Genomic DNA, 24,849 nt, shown 5'->3' on the forward strand with positions numbered 1-24,849 from the left:
TGGGCATGACGGGTAAGGCACTTCTGATCGGTGCGGCGACCCACGGTCTGACCGGAGTCCGCAACGACGTCAAGGCGATGGCGCAGACCCTGAGGGCGCGTGGCTTCGCCGTCCAGCAGCTGGTGACGCCGCAGGCCACCCGGGCGGGAATCCTCGACGCGTACGAGAAGCTCATCGCCGACGCCACCCCGGACGAGGCGTACGTCGTCTACTACAGCGGCCACGGCGGTCGCATCCGGGGGACGGACGGACGAACCATCCAGTTCATCGTCCCGGACGACTACTCGGACTCCGACGACGACGACTTCCGGGGCATCACCGACCCGGAGCTGTCCGTGCTGCTCGCCCGGTTGACCGAACGCGCGCCAAACGTCACCGTGGTGCTCGACTGCTGTCACGCCGCCCACATGTCCCGTCAGTCCGGCCCACGGGTGCGGGCCCTGCTGCGGACGAAGCCGGGACAGTGGCAGCCGACGTACGAGCGCGTCGAGCGGCACGTCCACCGCCTCGTCGCCGGCGGCCTGGCCATCGACCGACGCCCGCTGATCGGCAACGACCTGGCGGTCCGGGTGGTCGCGTGCGCGCCGACCGAGGCGGCATTCGAGGACGCCAACCCCGACGGCGTCCAGATGGGGCTGCTCACCGACGCGCTGACCCGGGCGTTGCGGGAGACGGACGGGCTACGGGTCAACTGGTCGACCCTGATGGACGCCGTGCGTCGCCGGGTGCAGGCGATCGTCTTCACCCAACGGCCCGAGGCAGAGGGGCCGTCGAGCCGGGTGCCGTTCGAGGTGACCGAGCTGGATCCGCTGGACACGCTGCCGGTGACGGCCGACGGTCCGACCCGGATCCAGCTTCTCGGTGCGCCGCTGCTCGGGGTCGAGGTAGGCGACGAGTTCGCGATCGGTGCCGGCGACGCGGACCTCGGCACGGTCTCGGTCACCCGGCTGTTGCCCACCGCGGCGGTCGCCGAGCTGCCGCCCGAGCTCGCCGGGCAGCCCTTGCCACCGGGCGCGCGGGCACGCCGGGTCCGCGCGTCCGCGCCCGCCATGCCGGTACGCCTGCCGGCCGGCCACCCGGCGACGGCCGACCTGATCGGGGCGCTGGCCGCCCGGCCCATGCTGCGGCCGGCCGACCCGGGCGTCCGGGCGACCGTCGAGGTGGTGGCGGACGAGCAGGGCCGGCTCGTCATCCGGGACGACTACGGCCCGCTGCACGCGCCCCGACCGGCGACTCGCGCCGACATCGCCGCGATCGTCACCAACCTCCAGCGGATCGCCCAGGCCGGCGCCCTGCGGCGGTTGGCCGGCGACCCGGACCGGTCGCTCCGGCACGACGTACGTATCGAGTGGGGGCGGGTGCGCGACGGGCGGGAGGAGCCGCTCGAGCTCACCGGGAGCCTGCTGTTCGCCCAGTCCGATGAACGCGTCTGGTTCCGGGTGCGCAACGAGGGCGACCGCGCGGTGTACGTGTCGCTGATCGACATCGGCATCTCCTCCCGGATCGCCGTTCTGAACCAGTCCGACCCCGGCGGCATCAGGCTGGCGGCGGGTGCGTCCTACACGCACGGCTGGGACGGGGACCGGCGGCGGTTGACCGGCGTGCCGATGACCTGGCCGTCCAGCATCGATCCGGCGGTACCCCGGCCCGAGACGGTCCTGGTGCTGATCAGTGACGGTCCGGTGGACGTCTCCGTGCTCCAGCAGCGCGGGCTCCGCGACGGCCGGGCCCGGTCGGGGCTGGAGAACCTGCTCGCCCAGATCGCGGACGGGATGAGCCGCGAGATCGGTGACGCGCCCGCGTCCCAGGTCCGCTACGCGATTCAGCCGATCGACTTCGTCGTCAGCCCGACCCCTCCACCGATCACCGAGCGGGCGACGTTCCTCGTCGACGACCGCCCGGCCCAGCCCATCCGGCTGCTGGCGCCGCGCGGCACGACGCCGACCCGGGTGGCGGTCCGCATCGCCGAGCTGACCGTGCACCGCAACCGGGCCCTGGGCAGCGCCGACGTGCGGGTGGACGCGGTCGTGCTCACCGGCGGACCGGGCAGCCAGCCGGTCTACCGGGCGGCGACGATGCGGTTCAGCAACGTACGGGACGGCGAGCGGCTCCCGCTCGACGACGTGCTGATCTATCACGGCCCGGCGGTCGACTTCCTCGACATCGCGGTCTGGGTCTCCCGCGACACCAGCGGCAGCCTCGCCCTCAGCGCGCTGCTCGAGCAGCGGCTCACCAGCCCGGCGGTGCAGGAGGCCGGTCTCCAGGTGGCCGGGCTGGCGCTGACCGCCCCGCACGCGGCCATGGCGGTCGCCGTTGCGGGCGCCGGGGCGGTCCTGGTCAACACGGCCTACGAGCTGCTCACCGGCGTGGTGGGCCCGAGCATCGGGCTGTACCGCACCTCGCTGCTCGCACAGGAACAGTTCGGCATCGGCCGCCACGAGCGGCATCCGCAGGACTTCTCGTTCACGTTCACCGTCGACGAGGTGACCTGACCGTCCACCCGTTCACATCACCGGAAGGATCCAAACCGCATGGACAAGAAGCTCATCATCGGCCAGTCCGAGTGGTCGGTCGCGGACGAGGACGCGCAGGACGTGTCCCACGCCGTCGAGGACGCGATGGTCAACCGCACCACTGTCCAGCTTCGCCTCTACAACAAGGAGCGGCGTCCGGTCACGGTCTACCTCAACGGCGCCACCACGGCCTTCGTGGTGTTCGACCCGCACGGGGATCCCCGTCCCAGCCAGATGTCCTGAGTCTTTCCGGCGGCCCGTACGTATCGTGCGGGCCGCCGTACGTAATCCCCGGTATCTCGCCGCCGGCGCCTCCCCGCGCCTCGCCCCTGCCTCGACCATCGAGGCGAAGGTCGAGGCAGGAGGGGTTGTCGTGGCAGATTCCCAGAAGCAGTCAGCCGGCGCGGACCGGGTCCGCGAGCTGGCCCGGCAGGGACAGCTGGCTCAGTACTTCCGGCACGCGTCAGCCGAGGAGCGCCGGCTTCTCCGCAGCGGCGCCTTCGAGATCGCCTGGCAGCTCGTTTTCCTGCGCGTCACCCAGCCGATCGAGCGCAGGCGCCGCCACCTGTGCGCCAAGGGCCTGCCCTGGCTCGCCCCGGACTGCCTCGAACGGTTCCACCACGACGTCGAGGCGGTCCTGGACGACTTCTTCGCCCACGCCGATGTGCCGATCGAGAACCTGGAAGGCTGGCTGGTCCGGTGGATGCAGCGCGCCACCGTCGACGGCTACCGCCGGCGCCGGGGCGAGCGCGGGGCTCCGCAGCGTCCGCGTGTGCCCAAGCACCTGGTCGTCGCGCTCGGCGACGATCCGTGGCTGGTGGAGTTGGCCAGACTGATCCTCGACTGGGTCGGCACCGAGGCCACCGCGGGCGGTTCACTGTGGCCGCTGACCGGCTGGGCCGAGCGGCGTGCCCGGTTCACCGGCGACCAGCACGGCGGCGAGCCGGCGGTCGCCGCCGAGGTGGAGGTCGTCCTGGCCGCGATGCGGCGCCGGCCCGGATGGTACGAGCGGACTGTGGAAGCACCGCTCGGCCGCAAGCAGGCACCGGTTTCGTTCTCAGCCGGTCATCCGGAGCCCGAGCCGCTCGTGCTGGTGGCCCGGCACGAGCGGGACGACTCGCTGCTGCAGGAGCTGGCCGCGCGTGCGATCGATCTCATCGAACGGCGGATGACGGCCGGCGAGGACCCGCACGTCGTGGTCACGGACGTGCTGACCACGGTCTTCGGTGAGCTGACCACCGAGCACGACCTGGACCGTCCGCCGGGCGAGGAAGCGGTCGACCCGGATCGGGTGGCCGCCCTCATCAGCGACCGGAAACGGCTGGACGACATCGTCGCGACCGTCGTCGAGCTGCTCGGCCGGCGCGATCGTCCGTCAGAACCGTAGGAGGCGAACGCAGGGAGGCGGACATCGATGAGCCGGCCGGACGAGACGAACGTCGCCCGACGGATGCGCGGGATCAACCGGGTTCTGCGGCTGCTGGAGGCCGCCGCTTACCGGACCATGACCGACCCTCGCGCGGCCATCGCCGAGATCGATGCGGTGATCGCCGAGCACCGTGGTGACCCGCAGGTCGAGGCGCTGGCAGAGGTCGCCCGCAAGGGCCTGGAACTGGCCGCCGGGTACTCGATCGGTGACGGGAGCCGGCTCCGTGCCTCGGTGACGGAGCTGGGCGCGATGGTCGCGGGTCACCCGGAGGGCGACCAACTGATGGGACTGCTTCCGGGCTACCTGGACGCGTTGCAGACGCAGCAGGGCGGGGACACCTCGGCCGCCGTGGCGATGCTGGCCGACCTGGCGGACCGGACGAACGAGCTGCCGCAGGGCAACCTGCTGCGCCAGTCGATGGCCGAGGTCATGCCGATGGTGCAGGCGGCAACCCGTGGTGAGGCGAGCGTGCTGCCGCTGCCGCGCGCCGGGTCCTCCGACGCGGAACGCGCCTTGCACCTGGCGGCTCGGGGCGGCACGGCCCTGCGGATGGGCGACGAACGGGACGAGGTCAGGATCGCCGCGGCGATCGCTGATCTGCGTGAGGCGGTGTCCCTCACCCCGGAGGACCATCCGGACCACGTATTCCACCTGGCGTCGCTGGCGCTGGGCCTGTACCACCGCTCGACGGTCACCGGCTTGCTGTCCGACGTGAATGAGGCGGTCACCGTGCTGGAGCGGGCACGGGATCTGGCCGGTGGTCCGGGCAATCAGTACTGGTCGTACGTCACCGGCATGCTCGGTCAGTTGCGGAACCGGTTGGGCGAGGCGTCGCCCGCCCGGCTCGCCATGCTCGAAGGGCTCCGTGGCTACGCCTGGCGGGTGCTGCTGGAACCCGACCCGGCCACGGCGCGCGCCGTGGCCGGGCATGCGGCCACCGAGGCGATCGTGACCGCCAGCCATTGCCTGGTGGAGCAGCAGCCCGAGGACGCGCTCCGGGCGCTGGACGGCGGACGCGCCCTGATGCTGTTCGCCGCGACCGAGCTGCGGGATCCGGCCACTCGGCTGACCGCCGCCGGTCACCCGGAACTCGCCGCCCGGTGGCGGGCGACCGACACCCCCGACCCCCTGCTCCGGGAGGATGTCCTGCAGGTCCTCGCACGCGACACCGGGCTGCTCGACCCGCCCGGCCTCGACGAGATCCGGGACGCCCTACGCCGGCTCGGCGTGGACGCGCTGGCCTATCTCGTACCGGCCGACCCGCCGACGCCGGGCTGGGCGGTGATCGCCCCGGCCGCGGGCGAACCGTGGTTCTTGGCCCTGCCGAACCTCACCGTCGGCGAAGGTACCGATGTCGAGCGGTACCTGACGGCCGTGGCCGGTCGCTCCCCGGACCACACGACGCGCGAGGTCGGGACGGACGATCCGGCCGAGTTCGCGGACCGCGTCGACGCGCTGTGCGGCTGGGCGTGGAAGGCCGCGATGGGGCCGCTGGTCGAACCGTTCCTCAGCGCCGATCGCGTGCCACGTCTCGTGCTCATCCCGATGGGCGACCTGGCCCGGGTGCCGTGGCAGGCGGCGCGCGACCCGGGCGGCACCTACCTGGTGGAGCGGGTCGCGCTCTCCCAGGCCGCGTCCGCCCGGATGTTCTGTGACACGGCCGCGGCCGAGCCGGTCCGGTTGACCTCGGGCGGCATGGTGCTGGCCGACCCGGACACCGGCCGGCGTGCGGCCGACCTGCGGTCGGCGCGGCTCGAGGCGTACGGGATCCATCAGTCGTTCTATCCCGCCGCCACCTACGTCGGGCGGTGGCCGAACGGAAGGGTGAGCCCTTCCGGTGCGGGTACGCCCGCCGACGTACGCTCCTGGCTGCTCGCCGACGCCACCCAGGCCGGCACGATGCTCCACCTCGCCTCGCACGGGGTGATCGAGACGGCTCGTGCCTCGACGTCGTCGCGCCTGCTGCTGGCGGGTGGGGACCTCACCGCGGACGAGCTGATCACGCTGCTGGCCGATCCGGACCGGCATCCGATCGCGCTGGTCGTGCTTGCCGCCTGCCACACCGGCCGCTCGATCCACGGGTACGACGAGGCGTACAGCCTGGGCACGACGTTCCTGGCCGCGGGCGCCCGCTCGGTGCTCTCCACCCAGTGGAGCATCCCGGATCAGGACACCTCGCTACTCATGTTCATGTTCCACCATTTCCTGATGACCGAGCACCGCGCTGTCTGGGACGCACTGCGCCGGGCGCAGGTCTGGATGCTCGACGGTGACCGGCAGCCGCCCCGAACCATGCCGGGCCCGTTGCGTCGCATGCTCGCGGACACCGACCCGGCGCGGGTGGTGGCGTGGGCCGGCTTCACCCACTGGGGACAGTGACCGACCGAAGGGCGGTAGCGCCATGCAGGACTCCATCGAGCGGCTCCGGGAGGAGCTGTCCCGGATCTCCGGACCGGCCCGGCTGCCGAAGCTGACCCAGCTCGGGCAGGTGCTGGCCACCGAATACTGGCGGGCCGGACCGGGCTGGCCGGCGGCACTCGGTCTCCTGTCCGCCGCGATCGAGGCATGGGCCGAGGCATACCGGCTGGTCGACCCCGGCGACCCGGTCCGTGGCCAGGTGGCCGTCCGGCTCGGCATGCTCCTGGCGGCCCGGCACGGTACGCACGGCAGCGGGCCGGAGGACCGGGACACCGGCATCGTCGTGCTCACCGAGGCGACCGGGTTCCCCGGCCTGGCACCGATGCAGGGAGTCGTGGCTCGCATCACGTTGGGGCAGCTGTATCTGGCCCGGGCCACGGAGGCGATGAGCCCGGCTGCCGCACGCGGCGGCTTCCTCGGCGGGGGGTCGTCGGGTGCGGCCCAGGATGCCGAGGAGGCGGCGCGACTGTTCCGGGAACTGCTCGCCGGGCCGGTCCTGAGCACCGACGTCACCAGCATCACCCGCGCCATGCTGGTCGTGGCCGAGTCGATCCACCCGCTGCTCAGCGGTAGTATCGCCGACTTCGACCTGAGCAAAATCATCGACGCCATGTCGCGCCTGCGGGACCTGCAGCGCAACGGCCTGCCGACCGACCTGTGGAACCGGGCGAACCTGACCGACCCGCTGGACTATCCGGTCACCGCCATGCGCGGCGACGGGCAGTCCGCCCCGGTGGTGCCACCGCGACGGCCCACGCCAGCGACAGCGGCGGCAACCAGCACGCAGCCGGCCTCCGCCCGCCGGGCTGCCCGGGAGCAGCTCGCGGCGCTGGCCCTCGACCGCGATCAGCCGGTCTGGGAGCAGGCTCTGGCGATGCTGCTGGCCGGTCCGGGCGAGATCGAGCCCGCCGCCCTGGACGCCTTCGTCGGGGCGACGGCCAACGCGGTGGATGCGCAGGACGGTGGTGACCCGGTCGAACTGGGCCTCGACCGGCTGCTGTCGGTGGTCGGGCTGTGCCTTCGGGAGCGGCGCGACGGCAGCGGCTGGGACGACGAGGACGCCGGCGGCGACGCCCGCCGGGCCGGCGCGCGAGACCTTCTGGTGGCGACGAGGTGCGTACCACCCGGCCATCCCGCCGCGGTCGCGATCGTGGAAGCGGCGGGTGGTCTGCTGGACGAGACGCGGCCGCTGTCGGGTGCCATCGCCGATATCGCGGACGACCTGCTGGCGTACGCGGAACGGATCGAATCCCGGCCGCCCGTGGTGAGCGCGCTCGCCGAACTGTGCCGGACGGTGTCCGCGCTGCACTCCGGCGGCCTGAGCAGTCCGGACCCGCTCGCCGCCGTGGCCGACGTGCCGGCCGGTCATCCCTGGCGGGGTCCGCTCGATACGGCCGCCGCACACGCCCGGCTCGCCGCCGCGGTGCACAACTGCTCCCCGGCCGCGGGCGGCGCGGGCAGCGGCGGCGGTCTCACAGCGGTTCTCGACGCGCTGCTTCGCCACGATCCAGCCGATCTTCGGACGGCTCTCGACGCCGCCGCGGACCGGTCGTCGCCATCGGCCCGGGCCGTTCTCGGCGCGGCTCGCCTGCGCCTGGGGGACGATCCCGACCACGCGATCACCCGGCTGGCCGGCGTCGTGCGGCTGCTCGACGAGGGCGGCCTGCGCACCCGAACCTGGTGGCGACTGGCCGAGGCGTACCGCCGGCGGGGTGCCGTCGGCGACACCGAACGGTGCCGGGACGCCGGCCGCAACGCGCTGGACGGCCCGGACGTCGACCCCGCCGACGCGACCCGCTTCGCCGGGTGGATGCTCGCGGAGGGCCGGGGGGCGGAGGCGTTCACCGCGCTGGAGATCGCCGCGGTCGCGCCGAAGCGGGCCGGGGCCGACTCGCTGACCCACGACGTGCTGGCGGTCCTCGTCGGAGTCGTGCCGGCCGAGACACCGATCGTGACGGTGCCCACTCCGGCCGAGGTCGCCGCCGCGGTCCGCGAGATCGGCGCGGCTGCCCTGCTCTATGTGCACTCGACCGACGATGCCGGGCTGACCGCCGGGGTGCTCTGCCTCGACCCGGCGACCGGTCGGCTCGACGTGCTCGCGAACCTTCCGGTCACCGATCCGCTCGTCTCGGACGATCCCGGTTGGCCGGCGATCCTCGGCCGGTGGACCGCCGGGCGCATACTGGTGGCCGCGACGCGCGGACTGAGCCGGGTGGGCCTGGGCGCGGTGTGCACCGCTGACGGCCGTCGGCTGGGCCAGCAGGTCCGCATCACCGACGTCCCGTCCGGCACGCACGTCGTCCGGTTGGCCGCGCGCTCCGTTCCGCCGCTCACGGAGGAGCCGGTGTTCGTGGTCAACCCGCGCGGCGACCGAGACGACGCGATGGCCGAGGTCATGATTCTGCGCCGGCTGTTCTACCCGCAGTCGGTCTGCCTGGGCCGCGCGTTGGAGCCGGTCGACGCGGTGGGTGGGCCGGAAGACGTACGCAAGCACCTGGCCGGAGCCTCCCTCCTGCATCTCGCGTGCGGACTGGACGGGACGGCCCTGCAACTGGCCGGCGGAGAAGTCTTCGACCTGGCGTCGGTCAGCGGTGCCCGTGGCCTGGTCGTCCTCTCCGCTCCGGCCGCGCCGGACCTCGTGCCGGCGCTGCTCGACGCCGGGTTCACCGGGTTGATCGGCTGGCGTTGGGCCGTGCCGGCGTCGTTCGCCGCGCTCGCGCTCTTCCTGGTCCATCTGGAGCTGGTCGACAATCGGCGGCCACCGGCCGAGGCGGTCGGCGTGGTGCAACGGTGGATGCTGGACCCCGATCGGATCGTGCCGCCGTATCTGCCCGGTGCCCACCTGAACACCGTCACCGCGACCGACCTGACCCGGCCGGCCCTGTGGGCGGCGCTGGCCTACAGCGGCCGCTGATCGGGGTCGACATGTCCGAGGACATACGAGATCTGTTGGTCCGGGAACTTCGGCAGGCGGTAACGGACCGGATCGCGGACGGGGCCCACCCGGACGAGATCACGGCCGGACTGGCCCTGCGGCTGCGCCGGCTCAGGCAGCTGCAGGAGGATGAGCCCAGGTCGGGGCGGACGCTGCGCGTCGAGCAGGAAGATGCTCACTGTGCGATCGCCGTCGCCTCCAGTTCCACCAGCACGTCGGGCTCGAAGAGAGACTCGACGCCGATCAGCGACGCCGGCGGAAGCGGCTGAGGCAACCCGAGCTCCTCGGCGACCGCCTCGATCCCGGCCATGAACGGCCCGATCTTCTCGGGCGCCCACTCGGTGACGTAGAAGGTCAACCGGACGACGTCCTGGAACGACGCGTCGGCGCCGGCGAGCGCGCGGCCCGTGTTGCGCAGCACCTGCGCGACCTGCCCGGCCAGATCCCCCGGTGCGACGGGTGTGCCGTCGCCCAGCCGGGCGACCTGGCCGCTGACGTGAATGTGGCGGGATCCGGTGGCGACTGCCACGTGGTGGTACGGCGTGTTCGGCTGAAGACCGGCAGGGCTGAGACGGGTGACGGGCATCGGTGCTCCTCCACTGGGCAACTGAGGTTTACCATTGATACCTAGTTGACGGAGGACACTTCAAGGAGACCTGGTTTCATGGGCGATACCGCAGGCGCTCGCGCCGACGAGCTGCGCATCGACGCGCCGCACCGCGAGCTGCTCGACCAGGTGCTGGACAAGTGGTCGCTGAGCGTCCTGAACGAGCTGTGCGAGCGCCCGTGCCGGTTCAACGAGCTGCGCCGCGCCATCCCGGCGGTGACCCAGAAATCGCTGACGGCGACCCTGCGACGCCTCGAACGCAACGGCATCGTCGAACGCCACGTCGTGGCGACCCGCCCGGTCGCTGTCGAGTACCGGATCACCCCGCTGGGCAAGACGCTGCGCGCGCCGATCGACGCACTCCTCGAATGGGCCGACGCCCACATGGCCCGGATCGAGCGCGCCCGGCGGGCGTACGACGCCGAGCTGACGTGACCACCGGGACGGCACCGCCCGGCCCGCCCCCGCGTTGCGTGTCACTCGCAGACCGTGCCGTCGTTGTCCCGGTCGATGTACCAGTAGTACTCCGGATCCCTGCCCTGCGTGTACGGGCCGTACCCGTTGGCGTTCGCCTCCTTGCAGGTGCCGAAACGCGGATCGTTGCCGCCACCGCCGGTACTGCCGCCGCCCGTGCTGCCACCGCCGGAGTCGCCGTTGCCGCCATCCGGCTCACACGCCTCGCCGTCGAGGTCACGATCCAGCCCGGTCCGGTACCCGGGCTGGCCGCGTCGCAGCGGCGCCTTGCCCGCTGCGCGTACGGCATCGCAGTTCTTGTAGTAGACGGCGGGTGCCGTGGTCTTGCGCGGCTTCGGCTTCGACGCGGGCTTCGCGGTCGTCGGCGCGGCAGTGGTGGGCGAGGGCGACGGCTCCGGCGAGGCGGTGGCGGCCTCGGGCGTGGGCGCGGTGGTCGTGGTGGCGGGTGCCGCGACCGTCGGCACCTCCTGTGCGACGGCCTTCTCCGGCGACTTGCTCGGCTCGGTGGCGGGACCGGCGGCGATGCCGATGCCGAGCAGCCCGCCGCAGCAGGTGAGGACGGCGGCACCGCTGATGAGGAGCACCTTGATCGCCGCCGGCTGACGGCGCCACCACGACGGCCGGGACGGCGCGAACGGCATACCGGGCCGATAGGGCGGCGAGCCCTGCCCGGGCCACGGATTCTGGGGAGGGAGTTCGGTCACAGCGGGCAGTGTGGAGCGATCAGTCCGATCCGGAGTGTCACCGAACCGACAGACTGGCCGTTACCGGCGCGATAAGCGACGAGACGGCAGGTCCCAGCCGCAGGATGGGCGTCGATGCCGAAGCTGATCGGGGGTGCCCTCTCGCCGAACGGCCGACGGCGAGGGGTCCGGGAGCGGGACGCCGGGTGGGCTCAGGCGGTGAGCGGAGCGAAGAGCTTGTCGGCGGAGCGGCCGACCGCGGCGGTGAGCGTCGCGTCGATGCCGCCGCCGACGACCCCGCCGACGAGCGGTACGGCCTTCGCCAGCGTGATGAGCGCCCGCTTCGTGCCGTACTTGGCGAGCAGCATGAACCCGAGCTTCTGGTTGATCTTGCGGATCAGGTCGATGGAGACCTTCCTGATCGCCTGCTCGGTCAGCTTGACGCCGATCTGGGCGCCGAGCGTGCTGAGTGTCGACTGGATGTTCGAGCCCACCGCGACGAGCGGGATCATCGCCTGCGTGTGCGGGTCGTCGAGGTCGTAGCCTCGCAGGTAGGCGATCGCTCCCGCCAGGCGGACGTTGATGATGAGCGCTCCCGCGACGTTCGCCGGCAGCGTGATCGGCAGGGTCACGAAGCCGCCCAGTCCGGTCACGAAGCCGGCCGACCCGGCTGCCATCACCGACTCCTTGATGAGCCGGCTGATCACCTTGTCGACGTCCTCGGCGGGGGTGCCGCCGCGCTTGCCGAGCAGGGCGCTGTCGTATCTGTCGCCCTGCACGGTCCGCAGCCGGGATTCGGCCCAGGCCGCCGAGCCGGTCACCGGGCCGATGCCGTTGCGCACCACCCTGTTGACGGTGTTCACGAGCGCCAATGCGGTACGGCTCGTCTTGTCGTCGTCCTGGTTTCCGGGCGCGGTTTGCTCACTGTCGAGCCGCGATTCGGCGGTGTCGTCCATGGCGCATCACTCCAGCCGCATCGATCACCGCTGTCAACACGAATGTCGTCCGTCGGTCACGACCGACCATCTACTGTGGATCAGGTGTATGGCCGGATCGTGAGCCGACCGGCTGCCGCCAGCCGCTCGACGGCGGCACGGTGCGGAACCGCATGGCTGGTGCGACCCCCCACGCCGGTGGTGGTGACTGCCGTGAAGAGCGAGTTGAGCAGCGCCTCCTCCACCGCGTCCAGCACCGCGGCGAACACCGGGTCGATCGCGGCGTCCGGGATCGGCGCCTGGTCCGACGTGGTGAACGCGATCGCGTAGTCGCCGCTCGTGTTGCTGAACGACGCGCCCACCCGGGCCATGGCGAACACCGCACGGCGGGCGAGCCGCCGCAACTGCCGCGCGTCCAGTGGCACGTCGGTCGCCACCACGATCATGCACGAGTTGCCCGGCGGTTCGGTCCGGTCGGCGGCCGGCACCAGCTCGTCGACGGGTAGTGGCACGCCGAGCGCGGTGAGGACGCCGCCGAAGTTGGACTGGACCAGCGCGCCGACCGTCCGGGTGTGACCGGCGGTCCCGACCGTGCGGGACGAGGTGCCGATGCCCGCCTTGTAGCCCAGGGCTGTGGTGCCGGTGCCGGCACCGACGCAGCCCTCGGCGGGGAGCCCACCCGTCGCCCCGGCGACCGCGGCCAGGACGTGCGCCCCGGTGATCGGGCGGCGGCGGATGTCCGACAGGTGCCCGTCGTTCGTCTCACCGACCAGGGGGTTGAACGACAGTCCGTCCGGCCGGCGCTCCATGAGATGCCCGAGCAGCGCGTCCGCCGCCCGGAACACCGACAGCGTGGCGGTCAGCACGACCGGAGATTCGAGTACGCCGAGCTCGTCCACCTGGGTCGAGCCGACGAGCTTCCCGTGGCCGTTGCCGGCGTACACCGCAGCGGGCAGCGTCCACCGGCCGGGGCCGAGCCCGCTCGGCACGATCGCGGTGACGCCGGTGTGCAGGTCGGCGCCGTCGTCGACGGTGGTGTGCCCGACCAGTACGCCGGGGACGTCGGTGATCGCGTTGAGGCGTCCGGTGGGTAGCGCCCCGACGACGATCCCCAGGTCGCGGGCGCGCCGGCCGGGCCGGCTCAGGAGGCTGCCGCCCGCAGCGCCTGCACCATGCCGGTCGGGGTGTAGTCGTCGGGGACGCCCTCGACCAGGATGACGTCGCCCTCGATGTGCCGCGAGCGCAGCGGTGCGATCTCCTGGTAGGCGGGCGAGTCCCACCAGGCCCGCGCCTCGGCGATCCCCGGGAATCCGAGCATCACGACGGCTCCGGGCCAGGTGCCCTCCTTCACCTCGTGCGGCGTGGCGTGCACGAGGAAACGGCCGCCGTAGGGGGCGAGGGTGGCCGGGAGGCGTTCGATGTACTCGGCGATGTCCGGATGCGGGGCGGCGTCCTGGAGATGGGCGATGGCGTACGCGGGCATGGGGTCCTTCCGGCCGTCGTGCTCCGAACGTCGATCTTGGCACAGCTGCCGGTATTCCTTCGCGCCGATTTCGCTCAGGGGTGGGAGGCGACGGCCGCGACGGCGGCGTGCGGGCGGTGGGCGGCGTCGTCGTCGAGGCGCAGCATGCGCTCGACCTCCGCGAACCCGGCTCGTCGCAGCCGCGCGGAGAACTCGTCCACGGGCCAGCGGTACGCGGTGGCGACCTTGTGGTCGAAGGCGCCCACCTCGTCACCGACGAAGATGCCGGCCACGAGCGGCCCACCCGGCACCATCGCGCGGCGGAACTCCGCCAGCACGCGGTCGAGATCCGCCGGCGGTAGGTGGATCAGCGAGTACCAGGCGAGGATCCCGGCGACGGAGTGGTCGGGGACGGCGAGGTCGTCGAGTGACCCGAGCCGGTACGTGCCGGCCGGATGGGTGGCCCGCGCGTGCGCGATGAACTCGGGGACCATGTCGATCCCGGTGGCGTCGACGCCCCGCGTACGGAGGTGGTCGGTGAGGTGGCCCGGCCCGCATCCCAGGTCCAGCACGGGCCCGGCGCGTCCGGCCAGGTGACGCTCGATGAGGGCGAGGTCGTCCGGGTGCACCTGCGCGGTGGTGCCGAACAGGTCGATGTAGAGGCTCGCCACCGCCCCGTACGCGTGCCGTACCTGCGTGTCGTCCACCCGTCGACCATAGGAGCGAGGGGCCCGTCCATCGAATGTTACGACTTGACGAACGACGTGTTATCGCTCACAGTCGATGGCACCGGGCGGCGTCGTCGATGGCTCATCGGGCGGGCGCGGATGGCTGCGGGGCAGGCCGGCTGTGAGGTAAGCGCGCCAAGAAGCATTGTTAGCGCTCACAACATGTAAGACCTGAAGGAGGAACATGTTTGCTTTCGGTAGGTCCCCATCGACGGTGTCGCCGCCGCGACGGCGCGGATGGTTGCCGCGAGTCGTCGCCACTGGCGCCACAGCGGTACTCGTCGGTGCCGCCGCCGTGGCGGCCGTTTCCGCGCCCGCCGCCGCCGCGAGCGTCGACACGAACGCCTGGTACGTCCTCGTCAACCGCAACAGCGGCAAGGCGCTCGACGTCTACAACCTGGCCACCAACGACGGCGCGCGGATCGTGCAGTGGTCCCGCAACAACGGCAACCAGCAGCAGTGGCAGTTCGTCGACTCCGGTGGCGGCTACTACCGGCTGAAGTCGCGGCTGTCCGGCAAGGTGCTCGACGTCTACAACTTCTCCACCGCCAACGGTGGAAACATCGTGCAGTGGTCCGATCTGAACGGGACCAACCAGCAGTTCCGGCTGGCCGACTCCGACAGCGGCTACGTCCGGCTGATCAACCGCAACAGCAACAAGGTGGTGGAGGTGCAGGGCGCCTCGACCGCCGACGGCGGGAACATCGTCCAGTACGACGACTGGAACGGCGCCAACCAGCAGTGGCAGCTCGTCCGGGTGGACGGTGGCGGCGGCAACCCCACCACGCCGCCTCCGACGACGCCGCCTCCGGGTGGCACGTGCAACCTGCCGTCGTCGTACCGGTGGTCGTCCACAGGTGCGTTGGCGCAGCCCCGGTCGGGCTGGGTGTCGCTGAAGGACTTCACAGTGGTGCCCTACAACGGGCAGCACCTGGTCTACGCGACGACGCACGACACCGGGTCGTCGTGGGGGTCGATGAACTTCGGCCTGTTCTCGAACTGGTCGCAGATGGCCTCCGCGTCGCAGAACGCGATGTCGTCGGGCACCGTGGCGCCCACCCTGTTCTACTTCGCGCCGCGCAACATCTGGGTGCTGGCCTACCAGTGGGGACCCACCGCGTTCTCCTACCGCACCTCGACCAACCCGACGAACCCGAACGGGTGGTCGTCGGCGCAGCCGCTGTTCACCGGCAGCATCTCCGGTTCCGGCACCGGCCCGATCGACCAGACCCTGATCGCCGACGACCAGAACATGTACCTGTTCTTCGCCGGTGACAACGGCAAGATCTACCGCTCCAGCATGCCGATCGGGAACTTCCCCGGCAGCTTCGGCTCCAACTACACCACCATCATGTCGGACTCGACGAACAACCTGTTCGAGGCCGTGCAGGTCTACAAGCTCCAGGGCCAGACCCGCTACCTCATGATCGTCGAGGCCATCGGCTCCCAGGGCCGCTACTTCCGGTCCTTCACCGCCACCAGCCTGAACGGATCCTGGACCCCCCAGGCGGCCACCGAGTCCAACCCGTTCGCCGGCAAGGCCAACAGCGGCGCCACCTGGACCAACGACATCAGCCACGGCGAATTGATCCGCACCACCGCCGACCAGACCTTCACCGTCGACCCCTGCAACCTCCAACTGCTCTACCAGGGCCGCTCCCCCAACTCCGGCGGCGACTACGGCCTCCTGCCCTACCGCCCCGGACTGCTCACCCTCCAGCGCTGAGCGCGTACCCCGAGATCTGGAGAGCCCGGCCCGCGACCTCGCGGGCCGGGCTCTCCGGCATCTCGGACGGCGGTGATCGTTGCCCTGGAGGCAACGGTGGTGGTCCGGTCCGTCGTTGATCGGAACCGCCCCGCCCGGGAGGGTGGAGGTTGTCACCACCTCCCGAGCGAAGGGTTTGGCAGATGTCCTTCCAGGCTTACCTCGACGCTATCGAGGACAAGACCGGCAAGACCCCGCGCGTCCTGGTCGACGAGGCCAGGGAGCGCGGCTATGACGCGGCCGACGTGAAGGCGGGCGTCGTCGTGGCCTGGCTGAAGGGCGAGTACGGCCTCGGCCGGGGACACGCGATGGCGCTCAACCATGTGATCAAGAACGGGCCGAGGATCAGCGCCAAGCACGTCGGGTCCACCGGCTCGCACCGGGACGACAGCGACTCGCTGTGGCTGGACGGCAAGGCCGCCCGGCCGGCCGGCCCGTGATCGGGCCGGCCGGCCGGTGACGTCACGCGCGGACGGTCACCGGAGCGCTCGTGGCACGACCGTTGGCGTAGCCCGCCTTCACCGCGACGACCGTCACGGTGACCGCCTTGCCGCGCATCGCCGCGGTCAACGTCAGCGTCTTCGTCGTCGTGCCGGTCAGCTCCCCGCCCACTCGCCACTCGTAGCGGTACGAGTCGGCGGTGGGCGTCCAGGTGCCGGTGGTTGCCTGCACGGTCTGCCCCACCCGAGGCGTACCGGTGATCGTCGGGTTGACAGTGGCCTGCAACGCCGGGCCCTTCGCGACCGGGACCGTGGCCTGCGACGTCGCCCGGCCGGACGAGTACCCGGGCTTGGTCGCGGTGACCGTCACGGTCAGCCGCTTGCCCAGCTCGGACGCCCGGATCACGTACGTCGAACCGGTCGCTCCGCTGATCGCGGTGCCGTCGGCCGCCCACTGGTAGGCGTACGCCGAGGCGGCCGGGCTCCACTGCCCGGTCGACGCGCGCACCGTCGCCCCCACGGCCACCGTGCCGGTCACCGCCGGTGCGGTCACCGACCGGAGAGCCTGAGCTGCGGTGATCGAGAACGCGTCGGCGAGCGAGACCGGCGTGCTCCACTCGTCCGGCCGAATCGAGACGGAAGCCTTGCCCACAGCGGCGGAGGTCAGGTCGACATCGGCGGTGAGGGTCCGGCGGTCCGCCGAGACGCTCCGCACCGTCGCGACGATCGCGGTGCCACCGGCCGGGGTGACGGTGACCTGATCCTCCTGGTGGAGGCCGCTGCCGGTGATCGTGATCGTCCGTACCGCGCCGGTCTCCACCGACGACGGCGACACCGACGTCACGGTCAGCGGGTCGGGCGCCACGGAGAAGGAGTAGTAGGTCTGCAGCGATTGCGCGCCGTCCGCCGTCACGCTCTTCACGTAGAGCGTGTAGTAGCCGGCGTCCGGCGGAGTCCAGCTGATCGTCGCGCTGCCGTCGGCCGTGGCGGCGACAGTGCCGTCGGCGCCGGGCAACTGGTAGGTGTACTTCACCGCGCCGGGCTGCCGGGGCTTGAACGTGAAGGTGCCAGGCGCGAACTTGCCGGAACCCGACGAGGGGAAGTCCGTCGACACGACCACCGGGGAGTCGGTGACCGACCAGGAGTTCCCGCCCTCGGTGGTCCGCACCCCGGCGGCGTTGCGGGCCGTCACTGTGACGTAGGTGTAGCCGCGCTCGTTGAGCGTGTACTGGAAGGTGACGGAGCCGTCGGCCGCCGGCGGCAACACCTGCCGGGTGGCCGGGTCGCGGTTGAGGAACACCTCGTACTCGACGACGTTCACCATCTCGGTGCGCGCCGTGAAGGTGGCGGTGGACCCGACGACGTCGCCGCCGCTGCGGGTCACGTACGGGCTGGCGCCCGACACCGAGACGGAGATGAACCGCGGCTCGGAGAGCGTGCCGTCGGCGCTGCGGCTCTGCACGTACAGCGCCTGCGTGCTCTCGCTGGTGGCGGTCCAGGTCAGGTCCGCGGTGCCGTCCGCGCCGGCCGGCAGGACGGTCTTCTGGCTCGCGCTGCCGTTGTAGTCCGCCGTCCAGTAGAGGTAGGACGTGACCTCGGGCATGCGCGGGGCCAGGTGGAACCGGAGCGACGACCCGATGATCACGTACCGGTCGACGTCGCCGGTGACCCGGGGTGCGTTGTCGACGACGAACGTGTAGGCCCGTTCCGGGTGCGTCGCACCGTCGGCGGTGACGCTGCGCACGTACAGGGTCTGCCGCCCGGCCCGGGTCGGGGCGATCATCGCGGTGACCGTGCGCTCGCCGCCGGTCACGACCGAACCGGAAGGGCCGTCGCCGTCGATACGCCAGGCGAACGACTCCGTGCCGGGGACGTTCGAGGTGAACTCGAACGCGCCGGGCACGCCCACGCCGTAGTCCAGGTTGGTGCTCCAGTCCGGATAGGCGCTGGAGAAGACCGAGGGCCGCGTCTCGCGTACCCAGAACTCGTAGACGTTGCGCTCCGACCAGTTTCCGGCCCGGTCGATGGCGTACACGATCACCGAGTGGTGGCTCGCGTCCTGCGGCGTCCAGGTGACGGTGGCCGGTCCGCCGAGGCCCGCCGCGGGGACCTCGACATATTCGTCGCCGGTTCCGGAGAACCGGTACTGGTAGCTCACTGTGTCGTCGGAGGCCGAGGTGAAGGTGAAGCTTCCGGTGTCGCCGACCCCGCCACCGGCGTTCTCCCAGTCGCCAGTCGGGTACTTCGCCGAGGCGACGTCCGGCGCCGGACCGCCGACACGGTCGATGGTGAAGTAGCAGGTGGCACTCCACGGCGACGTGTCGGCGCCGTCGAGGACGCGCACCCGCCACGCGTACGTGACACCGTGCCGCTGCCGATCGGGATCTTCGAGCTGGATGTAGACCTGGTTGTTCTGCGGGTTGAGGCCGGCGAGCCACTGCTGCGGGGCGTCCGGCGTGGTGACGTCCCACACCTGGAAGTCGGCCTGCGGTTCGGCGCTCTGCGGCGTGCCGCTGTAGGTGCCCCCGAGGACGACGGCGTTGGCGTCGTTGAGGCGTACCGGGCTCAGGTAGGGCCCGGGCGCCTGGGCCGCGCAGGCCTGACCGGCGGTGGTGAGTTCGGTGGGCCCGCCGACGGCCGCCGCGGCCGGAGTCGCGGCTGCGCCGACGACCGTCGCGCAACCGACGGCGAACGTGGTGGCTGTCGCGAGTAGACGCCCGAAAGTGGGCGCGAAGGTACGCATTCCGGTCCTCCCCGTGAATGAACGCGGGCGACGATCGAAGCGCCCGCGGAGGAAGGATCGCACGGGTTCGATGGCGGCGGTGTCCCCTCCGGCTGGAGAGCGACGTCTATCGTCTCGGCCATGGGAGCGATCAAGCCGTGGCACGGCGTGTGGGCGTGGCGCCGCCGCCGCTGACCGGTCAGCGGCCGGTAGCGCCGGCGAACTCCTCCACCGCCGTGCAGACCCGCCCGAGCGCCTCGGCCGAGGCCGCCAACGGCCCGGGCACCATCATCGAGTGGTCGGCGTCGGCGACCTCCACCACGTACGGGGTGAGCCGGCGCGCCACCGCCCCGTCCCAGACCGGGTCGGCGGTGCCGCCGGCCAGCAGGAACGGCGCGGTGGCCCGGCCCAGCGGCTCCCGTACCGCGGGGTCGGTCAGCAGCGGCGTCAGCCAGACCGCCGGGATGCCCCGGTCGGCGGCGAGCGGGGCGGCGAAACTGCCGAGCGACTTGCCCACGAGCAGATCCACCCCGGCGTCGAGGACCGGATCCAACTGCTCGGCGACCCACTCCGGAGCGGCGTCGTGGCGCAGATCGCCGATCGACCGCCAGGTCACCTCGTGCACCTCGAAACCGAGCCGGCACAACGCCTCCCCGATGTAGACGAAGAGCGGGCCCCGGGTGTCGTAGCCCCGTCCCGGAGCGAGTACCGCGCGTCGATTCGCCATGGCAGCCTCCCTTGCGTCGGATCGATGCGTCACGCTAGCCGCTGCGCGGGTTTCCAGTGACCCCGCGGCCTCACAGCCGTTCCGGGGTGCGGATGCCGAGCAGGTCCAGGCCCTGCCGCAGCACCCGGGCGGTCAGCTCGCACAACACGAGCCGGCTCTCCCGCGTCGGCGCATCCGCCCGCAGCACCGGGCACCGCTCGTAGAACGCGCTGAACGCGACCGCCAGCCGGTGCAGGTAGGCGGTCAGACGGTGGAACTCCATGGTGCCCGCCACCTCCTCGACCACCGCGGCGAAGCCGACCAGCTCCATCGCGAGCGCCCGCTCGGCCGGCTCGGCGAGCGAGACGTCCGCGTCCGGTCGCGTCGCCGCGCCGGCCCGCCGGAAGATCGACCGGACCCGGGAGTACGCGTACTGGAGGTACGGCGCGGTGTTGCCCTCCAGCGCCAGCATCCGTTCCCAGTCCAGCACGTAGTCCTTGTGCCGGTCGCCGGACAGGTCGGCGTACTTGATCGCGCCGATGCCCACCGCGTGTCCCACCTCGGCGGCCTCCGCCTCGCTCAGCTCCGGATCGCGTTCCCGGGCCAGCGCGGTGGCCCGCTGGACCGCCTCGGTGAGCAGCCCGACCAGCTTCACCGACCCGCCGGCCCGGCTGCGCAGCATCCGCCCGTCCGGGCCGAGGATCGAGCCGAACCCGACGTGCTCGGCCCGCACCGGCGTGGCCAGCCAGCCGGCCTGCGCGCCGACCGCGAAGACCATCTCGAAGTGCCGCCGCTGCGGCAGCCCGACCACGTAGAGCAGCCGGGTCGCGCCGAGCGCGCCGGTCCGGTGCCGCAGCGCGGCCAGATCGGTGGCCGGGTAGCCGTACCCGCCGTCGGACTTGCGCACGATCAGCGGCAGCGGCTCGCCGTCACGCCCCACCGACCCGGGCGGGAACACGCAGTCCGCGCCCTCGCTCCGACGCAGCAGTCCGAGCCGGTCCAGTTCCTCGACGGTCGGCGCGAGCTGGTCGTGGTAGCTGCTCTCGCCCCGGAAGTCGTCGCCGCTCAGTGTCACGTCGAGCAGGTCGTACACGGTCAGGAAGTAGCTCTCCGACTGCGTCACCAGCAGCCGCCACAGTCGCAGCGTGGCCGGGTCGCCGCCCTGCAACGCCACCACCCGCTGCCGCGACCGTTCCCGGAACGCCGGGTCGTCGTCGAACTTCGCCCGCGCCGCCTTGTAGAACCCGTCCAGGTCACCCATGGACAACTCCTGCGCCGCGCCGGCCTCGCCCAGGTCGAGCAGGTGCTCGATCAGCATGCCGAACGGCGTGCCCCAGTCGCCGAGGTGGTTGGCGCGCAGCACCCGGTGGCCGAGCCATTCCAGCGTCCGCGCCGCCGCGTCCCCGATCACCGTCGACCGCAGGTGCCCGACGTGCATCTCCTTCGCCACGTTCGGCCCCGAGTAGTCGACCACCACCGTCTCCGGCTCGGCCACGGGCGGCACGCCGAGCCGCGGGTCGGCGGCCAGCGCGGAGACCAGCCCGCCGAGCGCGTGCCCGGACACCGTCAGGTTCAGGAAACCCGGGCCGGACACCTCCACCGCCGCGCAGAGGTCGGCCAGCGACGCGCGCTCCCGTACCTCCGCGGCGATCTCCCGCGGCGGACGGCCGAGCCGCCGGGCCAGCCCCAGTGCCGCGTCGGACTGGAAGTCCGCGTGCTGCGAGCGCCGCACGGCCGGGTCCACCGGCATGCCGGCCACCGCCGCGAACGCGGGCGCCAGCCGGTCGGCAAGCAACCTTTCAAGATCCATGAGTACGCCGATCTCGCTGTGGATCCGCCGCGCGGATCACCTGACGGGAACGCGACGGCGGAGCGAGGACGATCGATGACGACCGGCGGCTCGATCCGCCGGTCGCAGGAGGGGAAGGCTCAGCGCAGGCGGTCGCGGGACCGCCGGCGTCGCAGCGCGCCGAGCCGGACGTCGGTGGACGTCATCGGGTACGCGTGCGAGCTGGCCATGTCGGTAGCGTAACCGGCCGGTCCGGGGCCGGCGCAAGTGCGTACCCCGGACCGGCTCGTGGTCAGGCCGAGGTGCCGACGGCCTTGCGGTAGCGCTCGGCCCGGCGCCGCACCTGGGTGTACGCGCTGCTCAGGCCCATCGCCCGGCGGACCTCGACGAGCGTTCGGCGCACCTCGACGCGGGTCCGCTCGGTGCCGGAGACGATCAGCTCGTCGACCAGGCCGGGCTGTGCCTCGAAGCGGGCCCGGCGCTCCCGGACCGGGTCGAGGAACCGGTTCAGCGCCGTCGCCAGCGCCTCCTTGACCTCGACGTCACCGACCCGGCCGGCCCGGTAGCGGGCCTTGAACTCCGCCACCTGGGCCCGGTCCGGGTTGAAGACGTCGTGGTACTCGAAGACCGGGTTCCCCTCGACGGTGCCGGGCACGTCGGCGCGGACCCGGTTCGGGTCGGTGTACATCCCCATCACCTTGCGGCGCACCGTCGCCGCGTCGTCGGAGAGCGCGATGGCGTTCCCCTTGCTCTTGCTCATCTTCCCGGCGCCGTCGGTGCCGACGAGCGTGGGTGTGGCCGACATGAGCATCTCGGGCACCGGGAAGACGTCGCCGTAGAGGTGGTTGAACCGGCGGGCGATCTCCCGGGTCACCTCGACGTGCGCGGCGTTGTCCTTCCCAACCGGCACGACCTGCCCCTTCACGCAGAGGATGTCGGCGGCCTGGAGGACCGGATAGCCGAGCAGGCCGTACGGCATCTCGTCCTTGCCGGCGTCGCGGGTCATCTCTTTCAGCGACGGCACCCGCTCCAGCCGGGGCACCGTGATGAGGTTCTGGAACAGCGTGTTCAGGTCGCCGACCTCGGGGATCGCGGACTGGAGATAGAACGTGGCCCGCTCCGGCTCCACCCCGGCGGCGAGGATGTCGGTGACCATCTCGCGGGCGTTGTGGGCCACCTGCTCGATGTCCGCGCGGCTGTTGCGCGTGGTGAGCATGTGCAGGTCGGCGATGATGAAGAAGCTCTCGTAGCGCTGGTGCAGCCGCACCCGGTTGGCGATGCTGCCCACGTAGTGGCCGAGGTGCAGCCGCCCGGTCGGGCGGTCGCCGGTGAGCATGCGTGCGGAAGACATGGTCGTACGCCTTTCGTGCCGTTCGCTGGCGGGGACGCGCGGATGCGCGGGAGACGATCCGGGTGTCACCCGGATCGGTGGAGCGGGCTCGTCAGAACGAGCGCCGCCATCGCCCGCCGGCGCGGAACCGGAGTCCGCCGGCACGAAGTACGTCGAGGATCTGCTCCCGGCCGTCGGCAGCGTGGCCCGAAAGACCACTGCGGGTCTCCGGGAGGTGGCTGCGCGAACGGGTCATGCCTGACACGTTAGCCGTTCACCGGCCCGTGTGGCTGCACCCCGCGGTGCTTACCGCTGTCGATAGCTCTCCGTGTAGTAGGTGCCGACCCGCTCCCGGTAGTCCGGATGGGCGAAGTGCTCCGCGTCGAACGCGGGTGACTCCTTCACCTGCTCCCGGGTGCGGTCCACGTGCACGACGCGGTCCAGGTGGTCGACCTGCGCCACCGTGCCGGCCGGCAGCAGCACCTTCTTGCCGAAGATCCACGGGCCGGTGTCCACCACCAGGTACCGCGCGTCGGCGTCCTCGCTCGCCTCGTCGATCGAGCCGATCCGGCCGTCCGTCGCCTCTACCCGGTAGCCGGTCAGGTCGATCGGCGTACCCGGGCCGGGCGCGTCGGGGCCGTCGTCCGCGTCGCCGGTGCGCTGCTGCGGCACGTCTCCCGGCCGGGTCTGGTCGTACCCACCGGCCAGGGCGGACGGATCCCGCCAGGTCCACGGGCTGAACGGCTGCATCGGCGCACCTCCGTCGAATCGGCTCTCGGCAGAGACAGTTGCCCCGGCGGCGGCACCGGAAACACGAGCGGCGTCCGTTGCGGGCCTGAGCTGGGACGACGGCGCGCTGGCATACTGGCCGACCATGGTCCTGTCACGTGGTTGGTCGCTGTTCCTGGTCGCCGTCGGCGTCTGGACGTGGGCGATCTGGCCGAGGTTCGCGCTCGCCATCTGGAACGACGAGCGCGCCTGGTCGGCCGGCGTCGTCGGCGAGGGCAGCCCGACCGGCTTCCTCTGGGTGCACGCCCTCCTGATCGCCGCGTCCCTGGCCATCGGTACGACAGTGGGAGCCCTGGGCGTCCGCGCCCTGCTGGCCTCTCGCCACCGCCCTTCCCCGCCTCGCCCGTCCCCGTCCCCGTCCCGCCCGTCTCCGTCCCGCCCGTCCCCACCCCGTTGATCAAGGAGTTTGTGTCCGCTGGGGACGCTGATCGGGACGCGAACTCCTTGATCACCGGCGGCTTCGGTCGGGTGTGACGCGCGCCGCTACCCCTCGATTTGACGTTCAAACCCGCAGACGCGTAACTTTCTCTCTGCCAGCGCGGAACGGGGCAAACGGGACGAAAGCCCGGGAGCGCCGAAACGGGCTGGCACCGGGTCCGAGCGAGGCTTACGCCTTGTGCGGGCGCGGGCCGGGCGAGGCCCGCCGAAACGCCGCAGGGCGGATTTGGCGGAGCGGAACCGACCGGGTAAGGTTGTCGACCGGCAGGGAACCGGGCGAGCTCGCGGGAAACCGCAGCGGCCGGCCTGCCAAATCCGATGATCAAGTGCAGCGGGTGACTGCTGCGCGTGCTCAGCGGCGCCGACCCGTACCAAGCATGACAGACCGGGACACACGGTTTGACACGGCAGAGACGGTGAGGTAATGTAGTAAAAGTGCCCGGCGCGAGAGCGGCGGGTGTTTGAACGAGATGCCCCGGCTGGGGGTTCCGCTGATGCGGGTTTCTGGTTGGTGTGTGGTTGTTCTTTGAGAACTCAACAGGGTGCTTGTAAAGCCAGTGCCAATTGTTTTATACCCCGGACTGGTCAGGTTGTTGTCTGGCTGGTTGGGATTCCTTTGGCAACACTTTTGTTGTCAGGATGCTGTTCGACAAGTTTTTGTTGGAGAGTTTGATCCTGGCTCAGGA

21 protein-coding genes are annotated in these 24,849 nt (G+C 71.7%); 9 read left to right on the plus strand and 12 right to left on the minus strand.

Going from position 1 to position 24,849, the window contains the following annotated elements; genetic code table 11:
• The first annotated feature begins 5 nt into the window (after positions 1-5).
• The 5 genes from AB0B20_RS14785 (at position 6) to AB0B20_RS14805 (ending at position 9,274) form a co-directional block, all read left to right on the plus strand.
• On the plus strand, positions 6-2,492 hold the full coding sequence (locus AB0B20_RS14785; protein WP_357470870.1) for a caspase family protein: 2,487 nt from the start codon (positions 6-8) through the stop codon (positions 2,490-2,492).
• Between the two features lie 39 nt (positions 2,493-2,531).
• Positions 2,532-2,756, plus strand: coding sequence for a hypothetical protein (locus tag AB0B20_RS14790; RefSeq protein ID WP_357381855.1), 225 nt, complete (start codon positions 2,532-2,534; stop codon positions 2,754-2,756).
• A gap of 130 nt (positions 2,757-2,886) precedes the next feature.
• Positions 2,887-3,900, plus strand: a complete 1,014-nt coding sequence (locus AB0B20_RS14795) for a hypothetical protein (RefSeq protein WP_357470873.1) — start codon at positions 2,887-2,889, stop codon at positions 3,898-3,900.
• A gap of 27 nt (positions 3,901-3,927) precedes the next feature.
• On the plus strand, positions 3,928-6,321 hold the full coding sequence (locus AB0B20_RS14800) for a CHAT domain-containing protein (RefSeq protein ID WP_357470877.1): 2,394 nt from the start codon (positions 3,928-3,930) through the stop codon (positions 6,319-6,321).
• Positions 6,322-6,343: 22 nt separating this feature from the next.
• The gene (locus AB0B20_RS14805) at positions 6,344-9,274 is read left to right on the plus strand and encodes a CHAT domain-containing protein (protein WP_357470880.1); all 2,931 of its coding nucleotides are present in this window, start codon (positions 6,344-6,346) and stop codon (positions 9,272-9,274) included.
• Here AB0B20_RS14805 and AB0B20_RS14810 read toward each other — a convergent pair.
• Together AB0B20_RS14810 and AB0B20_RS14815 are read right to left on the minus strand one after the other, a co-directional pair.
• Positions 9,259-9,474 carry a hypothetical protein gene (locus AB0B20_RS14810; protein ID WP_357381847.1) on the minus strand — a complete coding sequence of 72 codons (216 nt, stop codon included), beginning with the start codon at positions 9,472-9,474 and terminating at the stop codon, positions 9,259-9,261. The genes AB0B20_RS14805 and AB0B20_RS14810 overlap by 16 nt on opposite strands.
• A complete protein-coding gene (locus tag AB0B20_RS14815; protein ID WP_357470882.1) occupies positions 9,471-9,881 on the minus strand; it encodes a Rid family hydrolase in 411 nt (136 codons plus the stop codon). The genes AB0B20_RS14810 and AB0B20_RS14815 overlap by 4 nt, the downstream gene beginning before the upstream one ends.
• A gap of 78 nt (positions 9,882-9,959) precedes the next feature.
• On the opposite strand from AB0B20_RS14815, the gene AB0B20_RS14820 reads away from it, so the two are divergent.
• Complete coding sequence (locus tag AB0B20_RS14820) at positions 9,960-10,337, plus strand: helix-turn-helix domain-containing protein (protein WP_357381843.1); 378 nt, start codon at positions 9,960-9,962, stop codon at positions 10,335-10,337.
• A 41-nt stretch (positions 10,338-10,378) separates the two neighbouring features.
• Here the strand turns inward: AB0B20_RS14820 and AB0B20_RS14825 are convergent, their stop codons facing one another.
• The 5 genes from AB0B20_RS14825 to AB0B20_RS14845 all read right to left on the minus strand — a co-directional run bounded on the left by AB0B20_RS14825 (position 10,379) and on the right by AB0B20_RS14845 (position 14,163).
• Positions 10,379-11,080, minus strand: coding sequence for an excalibur calcium-binding domain-containing protein (locus AB0B20_RS14825; RefSeq protein ID WP_357381841.1), 702 nt, complete (start codon positions 11,078-11,080; stop codon positions 10,379-10,381).
• 191 nt (positions 11,081-11,271) lie between these two features.
• Positions 11,272-12,015, minus strand: a complete 744-nt coding sequence (locus AB0B20_RS14830) for an EcsC family protein (protein WP_357381839.1) — start codon at positions 12,013-12,015, stop codon at positions 11,272-11,274.
• An 80-nt stretch (positions 12,016-12,095) separates the two neighbouring features.
• Positions 12,096-13,139: a P1 family peptidase gene (locus AB0B20_RS14835; RefSeq protein ID WP_357470918.1), complete on the minus strand. Its 1,044-nt coding sequence runs from the start codon at positions 13,137-13,139 to the stop codon at positions 12,096-12,098.
• Positions 13,136-13,477 carry a DUF1330 domain-containing protein gene (locus AB0B20_RS14840; RefSeq protein WP_357470885.1) on the minus strand — a complete coding sequence of 114 codons (342 nt, stop codon included), beginning with the start codon at positions 13,475-13,477 and terminating at the stop codon, positions 13,136-13,138. Before AB0B20_RS14840 ends, AB0B20_RS14835 begins: the two co-directional genes overlap by 4 nt.
• Positions 13,478-13,551: 74 nt before the next feature.
• Positions 13,552-14,163, minus strand: coding sequence for a class I SAM-dependent methyltransferase (locus tag AB0B20_RS14845; protein ID WP_357470888.1), 612 nt, complete (start codon positions 14,161-14,163; stop codon positions 13,552-13,554).
• A 205-nt stretch (positions 14,164-14,368) separates the two neighbouring features.
• Here AB0B20_RS14845 and AB0B20_RS14850 point away from each other — a divergent pair, with 205 nt between their 5' ends.
• Both AB0B20_RS14850 and AB0B20_RS14855 read left to right on the plus strand, forming a co-directional pair.
• A complete protein-coding gene (locus AB0B20_RS14850; RefSeq protein ID WP_357470891.1) occupies positions 14,369-15,910 on the plus strand; it encodes a non-reducing end alpha-L-arabinofuranosidase family hydrolase in 1,542 nt (513 codons plus the stop codon).
• A 182-nt stretch (positions 15,911-16,092) separates the two neighbouring features.
• Positions 16,093-16,389, plus strand: coding sequence for a DUF4287 domain-containing protein (locus tag AB0B20_RS14855; protein WP_357470894.1), 297 nt, complete (start codon positions 16,093-16,095; stop codon positions 16,387-16,389).
• A gap of 22 nt (positions 16,390-16,411) precedes the next feature.
• On the opposite strand, the gene AB0B20_RS14860 is transcribed toward AB0B20_RS14855, so the two are convergent.
• From AB0B20_RS14860 to AB0B20_RS14880, 5 genes are all read right to left on the minus strand, one after another.
• Positions 16,412-19,132: a hypothetical protein gene (locus AB0B20_RS14860; RefSeq protein WP_357470897.1), complete on the minus strand. Its 2,721-nt coding sequence runs from the start codon at positions 19,130-19,132 to the stop codon at positions 16,412-16,414.
• Positions 19,133-19,310: 178 nt separating this feature from the next.
• Positions 19,311-19,838, minus strand: coding sequence for an alpha/beta hydrolase (locus AB0B20_RS14865; protein ID WP_357381828.1), 528 nt, complete (start codon positions 19,836-19,838; stop codon positions 19,311-19,313).
• 70 nt (positions 19,839-19,908) lie between these two features.
• Positions 19,909-21,627 (minus strand): arginine--tRNA ligase, encoded by a 1,719-nt coding sequence (argS, locus tag AB0B20_RS14870; protein ID WP_357470900.1) that lies wholly within the window; start codon positions 21,625-21,627, stop codon positions 19,909-19,911.
• Between the two features lie 271 nt (positions 21,628-21,898).
• On the minus strand, positions 21,899-22,957 hold the full coding sequence (gene trpS, locus AB0B20_RS14875) for a tryptophan--tRNA ligase (RefSeq protein ID WP_357470903.1): 1,059 nt from the start codon (positions 22,955-22,957) through the stop codon (positions 21,899-21,901).
• A gap of 285 nt (positions 22,958-23,242) precedes the next feature.
• On the minus strand, positions 23,243-23,686 hold the full coding sequence (locus AB0B20_RS14880) for a PRC-barrel domain-containing protein (protein ID WP_357381822.1): 444 nt from the start codon (positions 23,684-23,686) through the stop codon (positions 23,243-23,245).
• Between the two features lie 124 nt (positions 23,687-23,810).
• Here AB0B20_RS14880 and AB0B20_RS14885 point away from each other — a divergent pair, with 124 nt between their 5' ends.
• On the plus strand, positions 23,811-24,122 hold the full coding sequence (locus AB0B20_RS14885; RefSeq protein ID WP_357381820.1) for a hypothetical protein: 312 nt from the start codon (positions 23,811-23,813) through the stop codon (positions 24,120-24,122).
• Positions 24,123-24,849: the final 727 nt, after the last annotated feature.

Source organism: Micromonospora sp. NPDC049151, assembly GCF_040648395.1.
In the GTDB taxonomy this organism is placed as follows: domain Bacteria; phylum Actinomycetota; class Actinomycetes; order Mycobacteriales; family Micromonosporaceae; genus Micromonospora.